The following is a 14,570-nucleotide window of genomic DNA, read 5'->3' as shown; positions in this document are numbered from 1 at the left end:
GGCCATGGCGCTCGCAATCGATCAACTTCCCGATGACGTTGCGACGCTCAAGCGCCTGCTGGTCGAACGCGACGCCGAGGTCGCACGACGTTTGACCGAGCTGGAAGCGCAGCGCGCGGAGATGCTGACGGCGCGGCTGCTGATCGAGAAACTGAAGCTGCAGATTGCGCGCCTGCGTCGAATCCAGTTTGGCCGCCGCTCCGAGCAGCACGACGCGCGCGTTGAGCAACTGGAGTTGATCGTCGAGGGGTGGAAACTGGCTTGGCGGCCAGCTCGGCGGCAACCGAGCCCTCGACCCCGCCGTCGCCGCGCACGCAGCCCGTGCGCAAGCCGCTGCCGTCGACGTTGCCGCGCGAGACGGTGGTTCATGCGTCGGCCTGCACTTGCCCTGACTGCGGCGGCACGCTCAAGCAGATCGAGAGGATGTCGCCGAGCAGCTCGAGTTCATTCCCGAGCACTTCAAGGTCATCCGCCACGTCCGGCCGAAGTTTGCCTGCGGCAAGTGCTCGACCATCGTCCAGGCCGCGGCACCGTCGCGTCCCATCGACAAGGGGATCGCCGGTCCGGGGCTGCTGGCGCACGTCGCCATCTCGAAGTACCTCGATCACCTGCCGTTGTACCGACAGTCCGAGATCTACGCCCGGCAAGGCGTCGACCTGGAACGCTCCACGCTCGCCGACTGGATCGCCGGCATTACCCGCCTGGTGACGCCGCTGGCCGAACTGGTCGGTCGCCACGTGATCGCGGCGACGAAGATCCACGCCGACGACACGCCGGTGCCGGTGCTCGATCCCGGACGAGGCAAGACCAAGACCGGTCGACTATGGGTTTATGTGCGGACGATCGTCCTGCCGCGAGCACCGACCCGCCGGCCGCATACTATCGTTACACGCCGACCCGGGAGGGGCGCACCCGCGGGCGCACCTGGGGACTTCCGCGGCACGCTGCAGGCTGACGGCTACAGCGGCTTCGACGGGCTGTACGTCGAGGGCCGGGTGCGCGAAGCCGCGTGCTGGGCGCATGCGCGGCGCAAGTTCTACGACCTGCAGGTGGCGACCCGCTCGCCGCTGGCCGAGGAGGCGCTGACGCGCATCCAGAAGATCTACGCCATCGAAGAGCGAGTCCGAGGCAAGCCGCCCGAGGTGCGGCGGGAGGCCCGTCAGACGGACGCCGTGCCGTTGCTGAAGGACCTGCGGCAATGGCTGGTCGATACGCGGTCCAAGGTATCGGCGAAGTCGGAGTTCGCCGCGGCGATCAACTATGCCCTGAACCGGTGGGAGGCGCTGACCCGTTACTGTGGCGACGGCGCCATCGAGATCGACAACAACGCCGCGGAACGGGCGTTGCGTGGGCCGGTGCTATCGCGTAAGAACTTCCTGTTCGCGGGTTCCGACTCCGGTGGCGAGCGTGCCGCGGTGCTCTATACCCTGCTGCAGACGGCCAAGCTGAACGGGCTCGATCCAGAGGCGTACCTGCGCTTCGTGCTGGGGTGCATCGCTGAGCACCCGAGCAACCGGCTCGCCGAGTTGCTGCCGTGGAACTACGCCCAGACGCAGGCGGCCGATGAGCGGCTCGCGGCGTAAGCGTACGTCGCCACCGGCGGTATCGCCTGGCGCCTTCCCGAATATCGAACTCCTGATCGACGGCGACGGCGACATCACGATTGGGCGGTTCGGCCCGATCCGCTGTGCTGCCACGGCCGCCAACGAAGACCAGTGCCTGGCGATGCTGCAGCGGCGGCACGGCGAATCGCTGCTCGAACTACTCCAACGACTCGACGAGGCTATCGCCGTCGCCAGCGAAACCGGCGAGTGCATCGACGAGATCAACCCCCGTCGAATCAATGATCGGATGCCGGGAGCACCCGGCTATCCCTCTGCAACACCTCCGCGACTAGCCGGCGAGATGCCAGCACCGGACGCTTACACAAGTTCGGCACCGGTCGCGGACTGCCAGGCGAGGTGAAGCCGCGGCGGATCGCGATCCACGCCGACGAGTTCAACGAGCTGATCGGCGACGAGTTCATCCCGCTGCTCAACAAGGCGGGCGAGCGGGGTTTCAGGTGACGGCCTACACGCAGACCTGGTCGGACGTGGAAGCCCGCATTGGTTCGCCCGCCAAGGCCGGGCAGATCGCCGGCAACTTCAACACGCTGATCATGCTGCGGGTGAAGGAGGTGGCCACGGCCGAGCTGCTGACCAGCCAGCTGCCCGAGGTACACGTCGTCTCGACCGTCGTGTCGTCGTCGGTCTCCGACACCAACGATCCGATCGACTTCGCGGACTTCGCCAGCCGCAACGAGGACCGCATCGCGCCGGAGACGGTTCGGATGCTGGAGCCGACCGATCTCGTGCAGCTGCCCAAGGGCGAGGCCTTCGCGCTGATCCACGGGGGCCAGCTGCACAAGATCCGCATGCCGCTGCCCTCGGCAGCGAGCGATCCGCTGATGCCAATGAGCCTGGCGGCGATCGGGAAGACGCTGAGAGCGCGGATCGACGGACCGTGGAATCAGCCGGAAATTGGCTTCGAGGCGGAGTAGCGAAGTGTCGTCTAGGAACGCGGCGTTTCACGACGGGGCGCTGGCGGGCGTGCTGCTGAGTCCGCTGAAGCTGCTCTTCTCGCTGGCGCTGGGTTTGGCTGCGCTCCTGCTGTGCGCCTGGATTCTCGACTGGACGTTCGTGTTCAAGGTCTGGCCGCAGGGGATCGAGCGCCTGCGTGATCTGCTCGCGCACGACCTCGAGCACGGCGTTGCCCTTGCCGCCCGACAGGGTACCGGCGCCGGCGCCATCACCGCGCCGGCCAACGCGCTTTATTCGTTCGTGTTCGAAGCCACCGGCATCCACGACATGGGCACGCAGTTCGCCAACGGGGCGGCTCTGTCGATCCCGGACACGGTCATGCGGCGCAGCTACGTGTCGCACCGGGAGAGCATCGAGGCGGCGATGGTCGGAACCCAGCTGCTCGGGGTGCGCGCGGCGATCCTGGCGCGGTTCGCGCCGCTGCTCCTGCTCCTCTACGTCGTCGGCGCCGCCGACGGTTTCACCCAGCGAGCGATCCGCCGAGCTTGCGGGGGGCGCGAGTCGGCCGGCCTATACCACCGGGCCAAGTACCTGCAGGTGGCGGTGCTGGGACTGGGCGGCGTCGGCCTGCTGCTCTGGCCCGGGCCGGTGAATTGGGAGCTGTGCGTGCCGCTCGGCGCGGTCCTCTTGGGCGGGCTGGCCCGCGTGCAGTGGGCGTACTACAAGAAGCACATGTAGGCCGGGCTGGGGACTGCGGTTGGCCAGCAGCCTCGAGTCCGTGCGGCAGGGCAACTCGTTGCCAGCCGCATCAATCGCTCAGGAGGAATGCCGAAGCGCATCACGTTGTTCCGGCGTTGTTCAGATTTCGCTTGACAGGGCTGGCCACGCCCCATAGCATATCCGAACAACATCTGAACAACGGTGAGATCATGGAAAAACGCTTCACTGCAACGCTTAGCCGATCCCAGGGCCGGAGCGCTTGGGCGGTGATCTTCCGCCATCCGGCACGAATTGACCCGAACACCAACAGGCCGGGGCTGCGAGTGCGGATGGGGCTGGGAACGCCGGACGAGGCCGAGGCCAATGTCTTGAAGGAGCAGCTCAACCAGCTGCTTGCCGACGAGACCTTCTGGAACGCCTCGGCGAAGAGCGAGGCGGGGAAGCGGTTCCACAGCCGGGTCGTGGAGATCTTCTTCCACGGCATGGAGCCCGAGGCAAACGACTTCGGCGCCATCCGTGACGCGATCATCCCGTTGCCGACATCTCAGGAATCGGGTACCGGCGCGCTCTCCTGCTCGGCACCACCGGCGCAGGGAAGACCACGCTGCTCCGACAGCTGATCGGCACAGACCCCGTCACCGAGCGCTTCCCGTCGACGTCGACGGCCAAGACGACCGTTCATGAGACCGAAGTGGTCCTCGCGCCCGGGCCGTTCAAGGCCGTTGTCACCTTCTTCCCCATCGACGAGGTTCGCGAGCACTTGAACGAGTGCATTTCCGAAGCCGTGCTTGCCGCATATCGCGGTGACGACGACGGGGATGTGCTCCGCAAGCTGCTCATGCACGTGAATCAAAGGTTCCGCTTCAACTACGTCCTTGGCAATGGCCCGCAGGAGGCTGTGTCCGACGACGACGAGGACGAAGGTGAAGACGCGTTCGACCCAGCTGACGAGAGCCCGCCGACAAAGCCATCGATCTCGAAGCCACGAATGCTCTGCTCATCAAGAGCTTGGCTGCACTGCGCTCCGTCGCCGCGCGCCATGGGGATCAACTGAAGAGTGAGCTCGGCGCAATCGACGAAAAGGATCAGCGAGTTGTCGATGAGCTGTTCGAGGAGGAGCTCGATCGCCGCCTGCGGGAGGATGACGAGTTCCATCGCATCAGCGACGAGCTCATGGACGAGATCGAGCTCCGCTTTCGCTGCTGGAAGAGGGAACGCTTCGTCGCAGCAAGCAGGGATGGCCGCAATCATGGTCGGGAAACGGATGACAGAGCTGCCTTCATCAAGGCGGTGACTCGGTTCTCCAGCAACCACGCACCACGCTTTGGGCGACTGCTGACGCCGCTGGTCAACGGCGTTCGTGTATCGGGCGCCTTCGTGCCGGCGTGGAATGACGGCCAGCTGCCAAAGCTGGTTCTGCTCGATGGCGAGGGCCTTGGTCACACGCCAAAGTCGGTCGCAGCCATCTCCACTTCACTCACGCGGCTGATCGAGACGACGGACGCGATCGTGTTGGTAGACAACGCGACGATTCCGATGCAGGCCGCTCCGGTCGCGGCCATGAAGGAGATGATTACTTCCGGCAGTGCCAGCAAGCTCCTGCTCGTGTTCACGCATTTCGATGAAGTCAAGGGCGACAACCTGCCAAGTGCGGCCGCGAAGGAGCATCACGTGCTGGCCTCTGCCGAAAACGTTCTCGCATCGATCGGTGAGGAACTCGGACCCTTCGCCGAGAGGGCGCTTCGCTCGCGCCTGAAGGAGGCCTGTTTCTTCGTTGGTGGCATCGACGAGCCGCTCGATGCCGCGAAGAAGACGCACAGGCGGACGATCGGGCCAGTTGAAGTCGCTGCTTGGCGCCATCGACACGATTGTCGAGAAGCCAGCCCCTGTTGCGGTACAGCCGGTTTACGACCGCATGAACCTTGTTCTCGCGGTGAAGAACGCGGCCGAGAGCTTCCACGACGCCTGGTGGCCGCGCCTCGGCCTCGCCTACAAGCCGGGGGTCGGCAAGGAGCACTGGAAGCGTATCTGGGCTTTGAGTAGGCGCCTCAGCACGCCCGGGTTTGGCGATGAGTACGACAACCTGAAGCCCGTGGCCGATCTGCGCAAGCAGCTGCAGGATCGGCTGTATGTTCTCTTGCAGAACCCGCTGAAATGGGACCCGGTCGAGCCCACGGACGACGACACCAAGCAGCAAGTTTTCGACAGGATTGCCAATGCGCTGTCGGTCAAGACGCTTGACCTTGCGACGCGCCGTGTTCGAGCCGAGCGCATGCCCGAGTGGCAGTCCGCGTTCAATCAGTCAGGTCGAGGATCGAGTTACGCCCGCGCCGCGATCATCGGCGAGCAAATCTACGATCGAGCTGCGCCGGTGCCCGATGTAACGCCCTCACCCGACAGGAACTCCTTCTTGCATGAGGTCGCCACCGCGGTGGATGCCGTCTGCCGCGAGGCGGGCGCGCAGCTGACCTGACGCATATTGGCTTGCGGGCGCCATGCCGACCGAGAAATGGGCTGGAACGGCATCGTGAAGATCGTCCTCAGCCGAAACACACCCGCCGCTCTCCCGCCGACCACAACAAGATGCAGCGCGCCCGACGCACCACCGCCGCACTGCCGTGGCGCGAGCGCGTCAAAGATTGCAAATCCGCCCGATGTTCTTCGCTCAAAGTGATTCGTTCCATACCCCATCATGTGGGGACAATACATCCGATTTCAATGATTCAATGAACTAGTGTTGTGTCGCCGAAGTCATGTTAACGCCCACGACGTACGGCCTTGCGAATGATCGCCGCGGGGGACTTTGTCCACACGAATGGTGTCGGGTGCTCATTCCAATGCGCGATGTAGTTGCCGATATGCCGGACAAGGTCCTTGACGGAAGCGAAGGAGCCGCGGCGTACGGACTTGCGGGTCAGGATGCCGAACCATGCCTCGACCATGTTGAGCCAGGAGGCCCCGGTCGGGGTGAAGTGGAAGCAGACGTTAGGGTGCTTCTCCAGCCAATCGCGTACGTCAGGGGTCGAGTGGGTGGAGGAGGTTGTCCAGAATCACGTGCAGTTCACGTCCGCGATAGCGCCGGCTCACCCTTGAGGAAGCGCAGGAAATCAGCGCCGGTGTGGCGTTCGGAGCATTCGCCGAGGACCCGCCCCGACGCAACTTCGAGGGCAGCGTAGTGTTGGCGGGGTTTCAGAAGCGCGTCATTCTGGGGATGTGACGCGGTTTGGTCCAACGCGGCATGAATAGAGCGGCCGCCGCGCAGCGGCACCGGATGAGCTGATGCAGTCGATCAGAACGGGGAGGCGTTGGGCGCAGCTTGGCGACGCGCGCTGGCGATGTCGTCGTAATGGCGCTTGAGTTCAGCGGCGTAGTGGCGTTCGAGGGCCTCGGTGAGTTCGCGCAGGAAAGCGATCAGTTCAGCCGCCGCTTCGGGCGGCAGTTCGAGGGGCAGACAGACCAGCGGCAAGTCGTTGGGTTGCAGCATGGCGATCACGTCGATGGGCGGCGGTCGGTGGCGCGCGCCTTCGACTGCGCGCGGCACGCTCCTGTGCTTCCTTGAAGCGATAGCTCTTGCCGTCGAGGGCGATGATTTCGGCGCGATGCAGCAGCCGGTCGACCAGCGCTACGACGCAGGCGGCGTTGGGAAACACCTGGTTCCATTCGCCGAAGGCTTTGTTGGTGCTCAAGGCGATGGGGCGCTGCAGCTCGTAGCGGCGGGTGATGACCTCGAACAAGAGATCGGCATAGCGCGCGTCGTAGGAGAGGTAGCCGACCTCGTCGATGGCCAGCAGGGTGCAGCGGGTGTAGCGGCGCAGCCTGGCGGGCCAGGGCCACGGTGGAGTCCTGGGCGGCGAGATCGTGCAGCATGTCGGAGGCGAGCGTGAAGCGCGCGCTGTGGCCGTGCAGGATCGCCTGGTGGGCGAGGTTTTTGAGCAGCAGGGTCTTGCCCAAGCCGTTGGGGCCGATAAGCACGACATTGGCGGCCTCGGCGAGGAAGCCGAGCGCGAACAGCTCTTCGATGGCGCTGCGGTCGCATTTGCTGGGCCAGCTCCAGTCGAAGTCGGCGAGGGTTTGAAGGCGCCCAGGCGCGCGTTATCGAGGCGGCGCTTGAGCGAGCGGCAGGCGCGTTCGGTGTCTTCGATCTCGAGCACGCGGGCGAGCCATGGCTCGGCGAGCAGCGTGTCGGCCTGAGCGAGCAGGCCGTAGAAGCCGAGCCGGCGCAGGCGCGTACGCGCGCTGTCAAGACTGAGCGTCGCTGGGGTCGGACTCATCGGTGGTGGTGCTGGCCAGTTGGTGGTAATCGCTCAACGGCTGTGGCTGCACGGTCAGTGGCATGCGCGGGTCTTCGGGCAATGCCACGGCGATGGTGGCCGTTGGCCGCGGGCGTGGGCGTGGGCATCGATGAAGTGACGCACGGCCCCAGATGCGCGGCATCCTCGGCGAGCGCGGCGGCGATGGCCGCTTCGAGTGCCGCGGCGCCGTGAGTGGCGAGCAGTTGCAGCAGGCGCGCGTGAGCACGCCGAGGTGGGCGCCGCGTGCGGCGCGCGCACGAACAGCGTCTTGGCGCTCGGCGCGGCGTGCTGCAGCCGATCCTGCGCCCGATGCGCACGGGCCGCGCGTTTGTCGGCCACCAGGGCGGCGACGTGGGCCGCATCTTCGATCTGCGCGCCACGATCGAAACTACGGCCGTGGGTGGCGAGCACCTGCTGGCCGTCAACGACGCGCACGGTATCGAGGCTGGCGAGTACGGTCAGCGTGCGCTGGACGTGCGCGTGCGGAATGCTGTAGTCGTTGAGATCGAAGCGCACGTACGGTGTCTTGTGCGCATGCGCCGTCACCCGCTCCTCGCACGGGAAGGGCGTGCTCGGCAAGGCGAGCAGCTGCGGCTGTTCCTCGGCGAACGCCTCGCGCACGCGACGGCGGCGATCTTCCGGCCAGGGCCGGTCAGCGGCGGCCCCTGGCACCAGGCCAACGCCTGCTGGTTGAGATCAGCGATATCGCGGAAGTGGCGCGCCGCGAAGAAGGCATCGCGGACATAGCGAATCGCCCGCTCGACGCGACCCTTCTCGTTACCGCGCGCCACCGCCACCGGGCGTGGCTGAAACCGGTGATACGCCGCCAGTTCCAGCAACCGCGGATGGAAGCGGATGGCGTCGTCGTGCCGCTCGAGTACGGCACTGCGCAGATTGTCGTAAAGCACCATCCGGGTGACGCCCTGAAAGTGGTTGAAGGCTTCGACATGACCCCCGATGAAGTACGGCATCGTGGCGCCCAGATAGAAGCGCAGGAACAAGTAGCGCGAGTACGCGAGCACCATCACGAACGCCATCAGGGGCCTTACCGCGCGGCCGACACTGAGCTTGCCGAAGTGGGCCCAGTCGACCTGCGCCTGTTCGCCCGGCAAGGTGCGCAGGCGCAAGTACGCTTCGGCCGCGGGCCGCAGCCCGCAAGCGCGCCACGAGGGCCCGGAAGTGATCAGGGGCGCCAGGATAGCCGCGCTCGCGCACCATCGTGTACAAGCGCGAGGCGCGCAGCGTCGGGTACTTCGCCAGCGTCTCAGCGATGAACGCGAGGTACGGTTCCACCATCGACGCGCGCACCGGCTGGTGCGTCAGCACACCGGCCTGCGCCAGCACCCGCCGCACCGTGCTGTGGTGGACCCGCAGTTGCCTGGCGATGGTGCCCACCGGCCAGTGCTCGGTGGCGTGCAGGCGCAGGATCTCGGCTGCGAGCGCGCGCGCGATGGTCACCGGCGCGCTCCGTCATGGTCCGCCGCGCAACGGCCCCGTCCGCGCGAACCGCGATAGCGGCCGGCCACAGAAGCAGCAGCGTGGCAACGGTGCAGCAACGGGCGCATGGTCGGCATCGTTCCCCGCGGGCGTGATCGACAGTGCCGCCACTATCACCGCCATCACCGGCGGCAGGGAACCGTGATGCGTCACTTCCTGTGTTCGCCGTGCGCGCCACCGTCGCTGCCGCGCGGCGTGTCGGCTCGCGCCGCGGTAGCTCGTTTGGTAGCGCACCCGGCCCGGCGCAACGACCCCGCCGGCGAATGCGCGCGCAGTCAGCGGCGCAGTACTGATTGCCGTGGTCGCAGCGCCGGCAAATGCGCACCTGTTGCGCACCGCCGGCAGCTGTACAGCCGGTAGCTGTCTTCGCCCGCCCTCATGCACCCGCACGCAGCGCTGGACAACGCCGCGAAACGCGGGCATAAAGGCGCGCAAACGCGTCCTTGTGCCGCGCGAGCATGTAGAAGGCCCGGGGTTCTGCCAAGAATTCGCCCGGCCTTCGCTTATCCGGCGTTCGGTCACGAGCATAGCGCAGCCGCCAGCGCGCGGCCCTCGTATCATCGCCGGATGTACATCACCGATCTCACCCACTTCCTTGACGAGAAGGGCGCCATCGTTCGATGCCGGCGCCGGCGCGCCGCCTGGCTGAGTTTCTCGGACGCGTCGTGGCCGCGGCGAGCGCACCGGCTACCATGGACGAGGCTGGGGAATGCCACTGCAACAAGTGCAGGAAGGGCATCGTGGTCACGGAGATCGCGTCCGACGACGCCATCGAGTGGTTCTGCGAGCGCTGCGGCCACGAGGGCCGCATTTCCAATTGGCGACGATCGTTCTGGGATCTGTCGGCACTACCGAACAAGCGCTAACGCCAAATCCAAGGAGCACTACAGCGCGACGCGCGTTTCTGGGGATGTTTCGCGCCAACCCCCAAAATCGCGCGGATTCAGATCCCCGTCAACAAGCGTAGAGGCTGGTGAGGCCGTGGCGATGGTAATCGTGGGTCTGCCGGGCCGGCAGATTGGGCCGCAAGGGCAGCAATGGCTGAGTCCGCTCGAGCGCCTGGATCTGGGTCTTCTCATCGACGCTGAGCACCACGGCGTTGGTTGGCGGATTGAGGTAGAGGCCAACCACATCGCGGATCTTGGCTTCGGCCTGCGGATCGGTCGTGAACTTGAAGGTTTCGACCCGATGGGGCTGCAGCGCATGGGCTTGCCAGATTCGATGCACCGTGGCATGGGAAACGCCGACCCGTTCGGCGATCTCCCGGGTGCTCCAGTGCGTCAGACCCTTGGGTGGCGCCTTGAGCGTCAGCGCGACGATGCGCGCTCGCTTGGCCTCGGTGAGTTGCGGCGGGCGACCCGAACGCGGACGGTCAATCAATCCGGTCAGCCCGTCCTCGACGAAGCGGCGGCGAATCCGGCTGATCTGCACCGACGTGTAGCCGGTACGCCGCGCCACCTCGGCTCCCGTTGTTTCGTCGGCCAAGAGCAATACGGCTCGCGCCCGGCGACTCGGTCCGGCAGGGCCCGCCGACGATCGCTGCAGGCGCTCCAGTTCCGCTCTGTCAGATGCCGTCAATTCGATCCGCCGCGCATGATTGGCCATGGACCTTGCCTCCGCAAGTGCATATGACCAATAATAACATTATTTACGTGACGAAACACTAGCCCTCCTTGCGGGGGCCATCGGCTCTGCCGTCTCCCGCAATCCCGTTCCCCCCCAGGCCGGCGGTGGCCAGCAGCCACGCGCCGGCCGCCAGCGGCAGCAGGAGCAGGCAGAGCGCCCAGGTCTGGCTGCCGAACAGCGCCGCGGCGACGCCGAAGACAAGCGGTCCGAGCGCCGCCGACAGACGTCCGGCCACCGCGTTGAAGCCGAACATCTCCGCCGCCTGGCCGGGCGGCACGAGCGAGGCGTACAGCGAGCGGAACACGGCCTGGATCGATCCATAGACGAGGCCGAGCAGCACGATGGCGGCGACGGGCACCCAATCGGCATGGCCGAAGGCAAGCAAGAGGATCGCTGCCGACAGCGCTGCGCACATGGCCAGAAGTGCCTCCTTCGGTCCCCGGCGATCGGCGAGCGTGCCGAAGGCGACGGGGGGTCGCCGCGTTCAGCGGATCGCCGTTGGCGGCCCAAGCGAAGCTGGGCAGCGCCAGTTCCCCGGCGTCGAGCGCGCGGGGAGGGTGATGATGCAGGGCAGCGGGAGGCGAGGGTGCTGCGACAGCGACAAGCCAGCGACCTCATTGATCGACTTCTTTCAGGGATTGGGTAGCAGCCGATGCTGTTCAATCTGGAGTGGTCGCCTTCGGCCAACTCGCCCGTAACGCCACTGCCGATGCCTCACGCTTTGAAGGCGAGGTGTTACGACACGAGCAGGCGCTACGGCGACCACCTCGCGCTTCCGCGTGTGAGTGCGGATTTCGCTCCATCGTGGACGGCCATTTCGCCGGATCGTGGACGGCGTTTCAGGCGACATTCAGTTGGCGATGCGGAAGGCAAGGTATGTTCTTGTTATCATCAGATGATATAGTCAGCAGGCGATGAACGGTCCTGACGTCGGCCTCGACACGCTCCTTGATCTGGACGGCAGCATCCTGGAGCAAGAGGGCGGCTACTGGATCAAGATCGAGGTACGGCGAATCCCGCCGTCGGAGCATGCTCACCACGGGATCAGGTACAGCCTGACGCTGCACGACAAGTACGGCACCCGAGTCCTGGGCTACGACAACGCACATGCGGTGAAGCCGCCGAAGAAGTTCAAGTTCGCTGGGCGGCGCCTGCCCTACGATCATCGTCACCGGACCGCGAGCGACAAAGGCGTGCCCTACGTGTTCGAATCGGCGCACCGGCTGATGCAGGACTTCTTCGCAGAAGTGGATCGCGTCATCAAGGAAGCACAGCAATGAAGACCATCGTCATCGGCGTGATGCCCCAGGAGCAGATCCGGGCGAGGGCGATCGCCATCGCCAAAGGCGAGTACACGCCCAGGGCGGGCGAGCCTAAGATCTGGTTCACGTCCATGAAGTCGGTGGCCGAAGTGCTGAGCGATCAGAACCGCGCGCTGCTGAAGGTGATCCGGGAGACCAATCCCGATTCCATGGCGGTTCTGGCCAAGGCCACAGGACGGCAACCGGGCAACCTGTCGCGCACCTTGAAGACGCTGTCGCGCTACGGGCTGGTGGAGCTTCAGCGCGAGAGGACCCACGTCAGGCCGGTCGTGAAGGCGACCGAGTTCAAGATCCTGGTCGCCGCTTGAGATCGCGTGCTCGCCTGTTTCGCAGAAGAGTCACTGCTGTACGGCGGGGCAGGGCGGAGTAGGAAGGGCAGCCGCATGCCAATCTTGGCTGCGCCGGGCGATCCGGCCCTGCCAGATCGTTCGCCGAGAGCTGTGTTCAAGTCAGCGGATCTCGATGGAGTCCCTCAATCGCACCGCTCGTGCGGCACCGTGGCGGTAAAAACATGGGCGAAAAGTCTTGCGGGACAATGATTTAGCGTGATTGATGTCGGCCCCTTTTGGGGTGCTTACCCGACCGGCACGGGCGGGCGCCGATAGCGCTGGCAGCCGTCATCGGAGTCGATAGATGTCGATAGATCTCGAAAGGTGAGTTTTCGCAGAACCGACCGGAAACCCGCGCCAATGCTGGTGCCTGACAGGTTGACGGTAAAAATGACGGTAAGAGTCTGCGAGGCAGGGGCAAGCACCTTACAAATCAACAGCTTAGAAGTCTCGTTGATGATTGAGTGGGAGTAACCCAAGTCATATGCAAAACGCTTGATTTTCTGTCGAGTTTTGCGTATGTTTTGGCATGGCTTCTCTCGAGTCCTACCTCGACGATCTGCTCGCCCGCGGCCGAGCCTACTTCTCCCGGGATGAGATAGCCGCAGCGCTTGGCCTGAACCCCTCGGCACTCGCGGCGGCGATCACCCGTTCGGTCAACAAGCGCCGCCTCGCGAACCCCAGGCACGGCTTCTATCTCATCCTGCGCCCTGAAGATCAGGTCGCCGGCGCGCCGGACCCGGTGAAGTGGATCGACCCGCTGATGAGACATCAGGGAGTCGACTACCGTATTTCGCTGCTGCGCGCGGCGGCGTTCCACGGCGCCTCGCACCAGGCCAGCATGGTCTTCCAGGTCGTCGTCCCGAGGCAGTTGCGCGACTTCGACCTCGGCCGCCATCGACTGCAGTTTCTGTATCAGGCGCCGACGATCTTCAGCCAGGTCAATCAACCGGCGTTGGTCGGACAGATGAAGAGCGACGCCGGCTTCGCCAACGTGGCTGGCATCGAGCTGACGCTGCTCGACTGCGTGCGCTACTTCCACAAGGCGGCGGGCATCAACGGCGTCGCACAGATCGTCAAGGACATTGGCGCCAAGGCCAGCCCGCGCTTGCTGCAGAAGGCTGCCGGCGCCTACGAGAACTCGGCGGTCCGTCGGCTTGGCTACCTGCTCGATCTCGCGGGACACGCGCGCCAGGCCGATGCGTTGCAAGGGTTCGTGAAACGTGCCAGGACGGCACTGCCGCTCGATCCGGCCGCGAGGCCGCTCGTGAAAGCCTTGGCAGGGGCCGCCGAGCGAAATCTACGGTGGCGGCTCCTGATCAATGAAGCGGTGGAGATCGCAGAGTGATTCCCACCGCCTTCCTGCAGGCGTGGAGTACGAAAGCGCCGTGGCCGGACGTGCGTCAGGTCGAGCAGGACCTGATCATCTGTCGCGCCCTGTGCGACCTGTTCAATGCGCCGACGTTGGCGGGGAAGATCGCATTCCGCGGCGGTACGGCGATCCACAAGCTGCTCCTCGAGCAACCGCTGCGCTACTCGGAAGACATCGATCTGGTCCAGACGCATCCCGAGCCCATCGGTGGCACGGTCGACGCGATACGCGCGGCGCTGTCGTGGCTCGGGAAATGCAGCCGGGAGCAGGCCGGGCACTCGATGCACCTGGTGTTCAAGTTCACGCCCGAGATCGATGCGCAGGCGACGCTCAAGCTGAAGGTCGAGATCAACACCCGGGAGCACAAGAGCTTGCTTGGCGTTCGACGGTATCCGTTTGCCGTGGAAAACGACTGGTACCGCGGAACGGCGGAGATCGGCTCCTTCGAGCCCGAGGAACTGTTCGGCACGAAGCTGCGCGCACTGCTGCAGCGGCGCAGGAACCGTGACCTGTTCGATCTGCACCAGGGGCTCGAACAGCTGCACCTGGACCCGCAGAAAGTCATCGCCTGCTTCGACCACTACCTGGCCCTCGAGGGCAAGCCGATCACGCGAGCGATGGCGGAGCAGCGCATGCTGGAGAAGTTGACCCGAAGCCTGACCGAAGACGTCGCGCCGATGCTCCCGGCGGGCGTGCACTGGACCAATGAGGATGCGATCCGGGCATTCGAGCGCGTCTGGACGGAGGTGATCGCGCGAATCAGCGGAGACGGATGGAAGCTCTCCGGTGAGGTCATCGCGGAACTGAGTGCAAAGCGGTATCCGGCGTTGCTCATGCCCCGAGATCGGCAACGGTCGCAATGAAGGCTTCCGTGCGACCGCTACCCAGCAAGG

At 65.4% G+C, this 14,570-nt stretch carries 11 protein-coding genes and 5 pseudogenes; 10 read left to right on the top strand and 6 right to left on the bottom strand.

Features of this window, described 5'->3' with window-relative positions; genetic code table 11:
* Positions 1–4 precede the first annotated feature (4 nt).
* The 5 genes and pseudogenes from HS109_18940 to HS109_18920 all read left to right on the top strand — a co-directional run bounded on the left by HS109_18940 (position 5) and on the right by HS109_18920 (position 5,712).
* Positions 5–1,583: pseudogene (locus HS109_18940) on the top strand (IS66 family transposase).
* The gene (locus tag HS109_18935; protein MBE7524437.1) at positions 1,564–1,965 is read left to right on the top strand and encodes a hypothetical protein; all 402 of its coding nucleotides are present in this window, start codon (positions 1,564–1,566) and stop codon (positions 1,963–1,965) included. Before HS109_18940 ends, HS109_18935 begins: the two are co-directional and overlap by 20 nt.
* Positions 1,950–2,539: pseudogene (locus HS109_18930) on the top strand (TraM recognition domain-containing protein). Before HS109_18935 ends, HS109_18930 begins: the two are co-directional and overlap by 16 nt.
* A gap of 4 nt (positions 2,540–2,543) precedes the next feature.
* The gene (locus HS109_18925) at positions 2,544–3,257 is read left to right on the top strand and encodes a DUF4400 domain-containing protein (protein MBE7524436.1); all 714 of its coding nucleotides are present in this window, start codon (positions 2,544–2,546) and stop codon (positions 3,255–3,257) included.
* Between the two features lie 191 nt (positions 3,258–3,448).
* Positions 3,449–5,712: pseudogene (locus HS109_18920) on the top strand (hypothetical protein).
* Positions 5,713–5,995: 283 nt separating this feature from the next.
* Here the strand turns inward: HS109_18920 and HS109_18915 are convergent.
* The 4 genes and pseudogenes from HS109_18915 to HS109_18900 form a co-directional block, all read right to left on the bottom strand.
* Complete coding sequence (locus HS109_18915) at positions 5,996–6,241, bottom strand: transposase (GenBank protein MBE7524435.1); 246 nt, start codon at positions 6,239–6,241, stop codon at positions 5,996–5,998.
* Between the two features lie 287 nt (positions 6,242–6,528).
* A complete protein-coding gene (locus tag HS109_18910; protein ID MBE7524434.1) occupies positions 6,529–6,732 on the bottom strand; it encodes a hypothetical protein in 204 nt (67 codons plus the stop codon).
* A gap of 40 nt (positions 6,733–6,772) precedes the next feature.
* Positions 6,773–7,510: pseudogene (locus tag HS109_18905) on the bottom strand (ATP-binding protein).
* Positions 7,479–8,989, bottom strand: a pseudogene (locus HS109_18900) (IS21 family transposase). Before HS109_18900 ends, HS109_18905 begins: the two co-directional pseudogenes overlap by 32 nt.
* A gap of 731 nt (positions 8,990–9,720) precedes the next feature.
* Here HS109_18900 and HS109_18895 point away from each other — a divergent pair.
* Complete coding sequence (locus tag HS109_18895; GenBank protein ID MBE7524433.1) at positions 9,721–9,894, top strand: hypothetical protein; 174 nt, start codon at positions 9,721–9,723, stop codon at positions 9,892–9,894.
* 88 nt (positions 9,895–9,982) lie between these two features.
* Here HS109_18895 and HS109_18890 read toward each other — a convergent pair whose 3' ends face one another.
* On the bottom strand, positions 9,983–10,633 hold the full coding sequence (locus HS109_18890; protein MBE7524432.1) for an IS630 family transposase: 651 nt from the start codon (positions 10,631–10,633) through the stop codon (positions 9,983–9,985).
* Positions 10,634–10,691: 58 nt separating this feature from the next.
* Complete coding sequence (locus HS109_18885; GenBank protein ID MBE7524431.1) at positions 10,692–11,069, bottom strand: MFS transporter; 378 nt, start codon at positions 11,067–11,069, stop codon at positions 10,692–10,694.
* 499 nt (positions 11,070–11,568) lie between these two features.
* Here HS109_18885 and HS109_18880 point away from each other — a divergent pair, with 499 nt between their 5' ends.
* The 4 genes from HS109_18880 to HS109_18865 all read left to right on the top strand — a co-directional run bounded on the left by HS109_18880 (position 11,569) and on the right by HS109_18865 (position 14,540).
* A complete protein-coding gene (locus HS109_18880) occupies positions 11,569–11,934 on the top strand; it encodes a hypothetical protein (protein MBE7524430.1) in 366 nt (121 codons plus the stop codon).
* Positions 11,931–12,284, top strand: a complete 354-nt coding sequence (locus HS109_18875) for a transcriptional regulator (protein MBE7524429.1) — start codon at positions 11,931–11,933, stop codon at positions 12,282–12,284. Before HS109_18880 ends, HS109_18875 begins: the two co-directional genes overlap by 4 nt.
* A gap of 550 nt (positions 12,285–12,834) precedes the next feature.
* Positions 12,835–13,653 carry a type IV toxin-antitoxin system AbiEi family antitoxin domain-containing protein gene (locus HS109_18870; protein ID MBE7524428.1) on the top strand — a complete coding sequence of 273 codons (819 nt, stop codon included), beginning with the start codon at positions 12,835–12,837 and terminating at the stop codon, positions 13,651–13,653.
* Complete coding sequence (locus HS109_18865) at positions 13,650–14,540, top strand: nucleotidyl transferase AbiEii/AbiGii toxin family protein (protein MBE7524427.1); 891 nt, start codon at positions 13,650–13,652, stop codon at positions 14,538–14,540. The genes HS109_18870 and HS109_18865 overlap by 4 nt, the downstream gene beginning before the upstream one ends.
* Positions 14,541–14,570 lie beyond the last annotated feature (30 nt).

Source organism: Burkholderiales bacterium (assembly GCA_015075645.1).
Lineage (GTDB): Bacteria > Pseudomonadota > Gammaproteobacteria > Burkholderiales > Casimicrobiaceae > VBCG01.
Note: the sequence above shows the minus strand (reverse complement) of the source record. Positions and strands in the feature narration are given on the sequence as shown.

Coding starts and splice junctions, on each gene's coding strand:
- HS109_18935 (MBE7524437.1), top strand. CDS start 1,564: ATGAGCGGCTCGCGGCGTAAGCGTACGTCGCCACCGGCGGTATCGCCT.
- HS109_18895 (MBE7524433.1), top strand. CDS start 9,721: ATGGACGAGGCTGGGGAATGCCACTGCAACAAGTGCAGGAAGGGCATC.
- HS109_18875 (MBE7524429.1), top strand. CDS start 11,931: ATGAAGACCATCGTCATCGGCGTGATGCCCCAGGAGCAGATCCGGGCG.
- HS109_18885 (MBE7524431.1), bottom strand. CDS start 11,069: ATGTGCGCAGCGCTGTCGGCAGCGATCCTCTTGCTTGCCTTCGGCCAT.
- HS109_18880 (MBE7524430.1), top strand. CDS start 11,569: ATGAACGGTCCTGACGTCGGCCTCGACACGCTCCTTGATCTGGACGGC.
- HS109_18870 (MBE7524428.1), top strand. CDS start 12,835: ATGGCTTCTCTCGAGTCCTACCTCGACGATCTGCTCGCCCGCGGCCGA.
- HS109_18890 (MBE7524432.1), bottom strand. CDS start 10,633: ATGGCCAATCATGCGCGGCGGATCGAATTGACGGCATCTGACAGAGCG.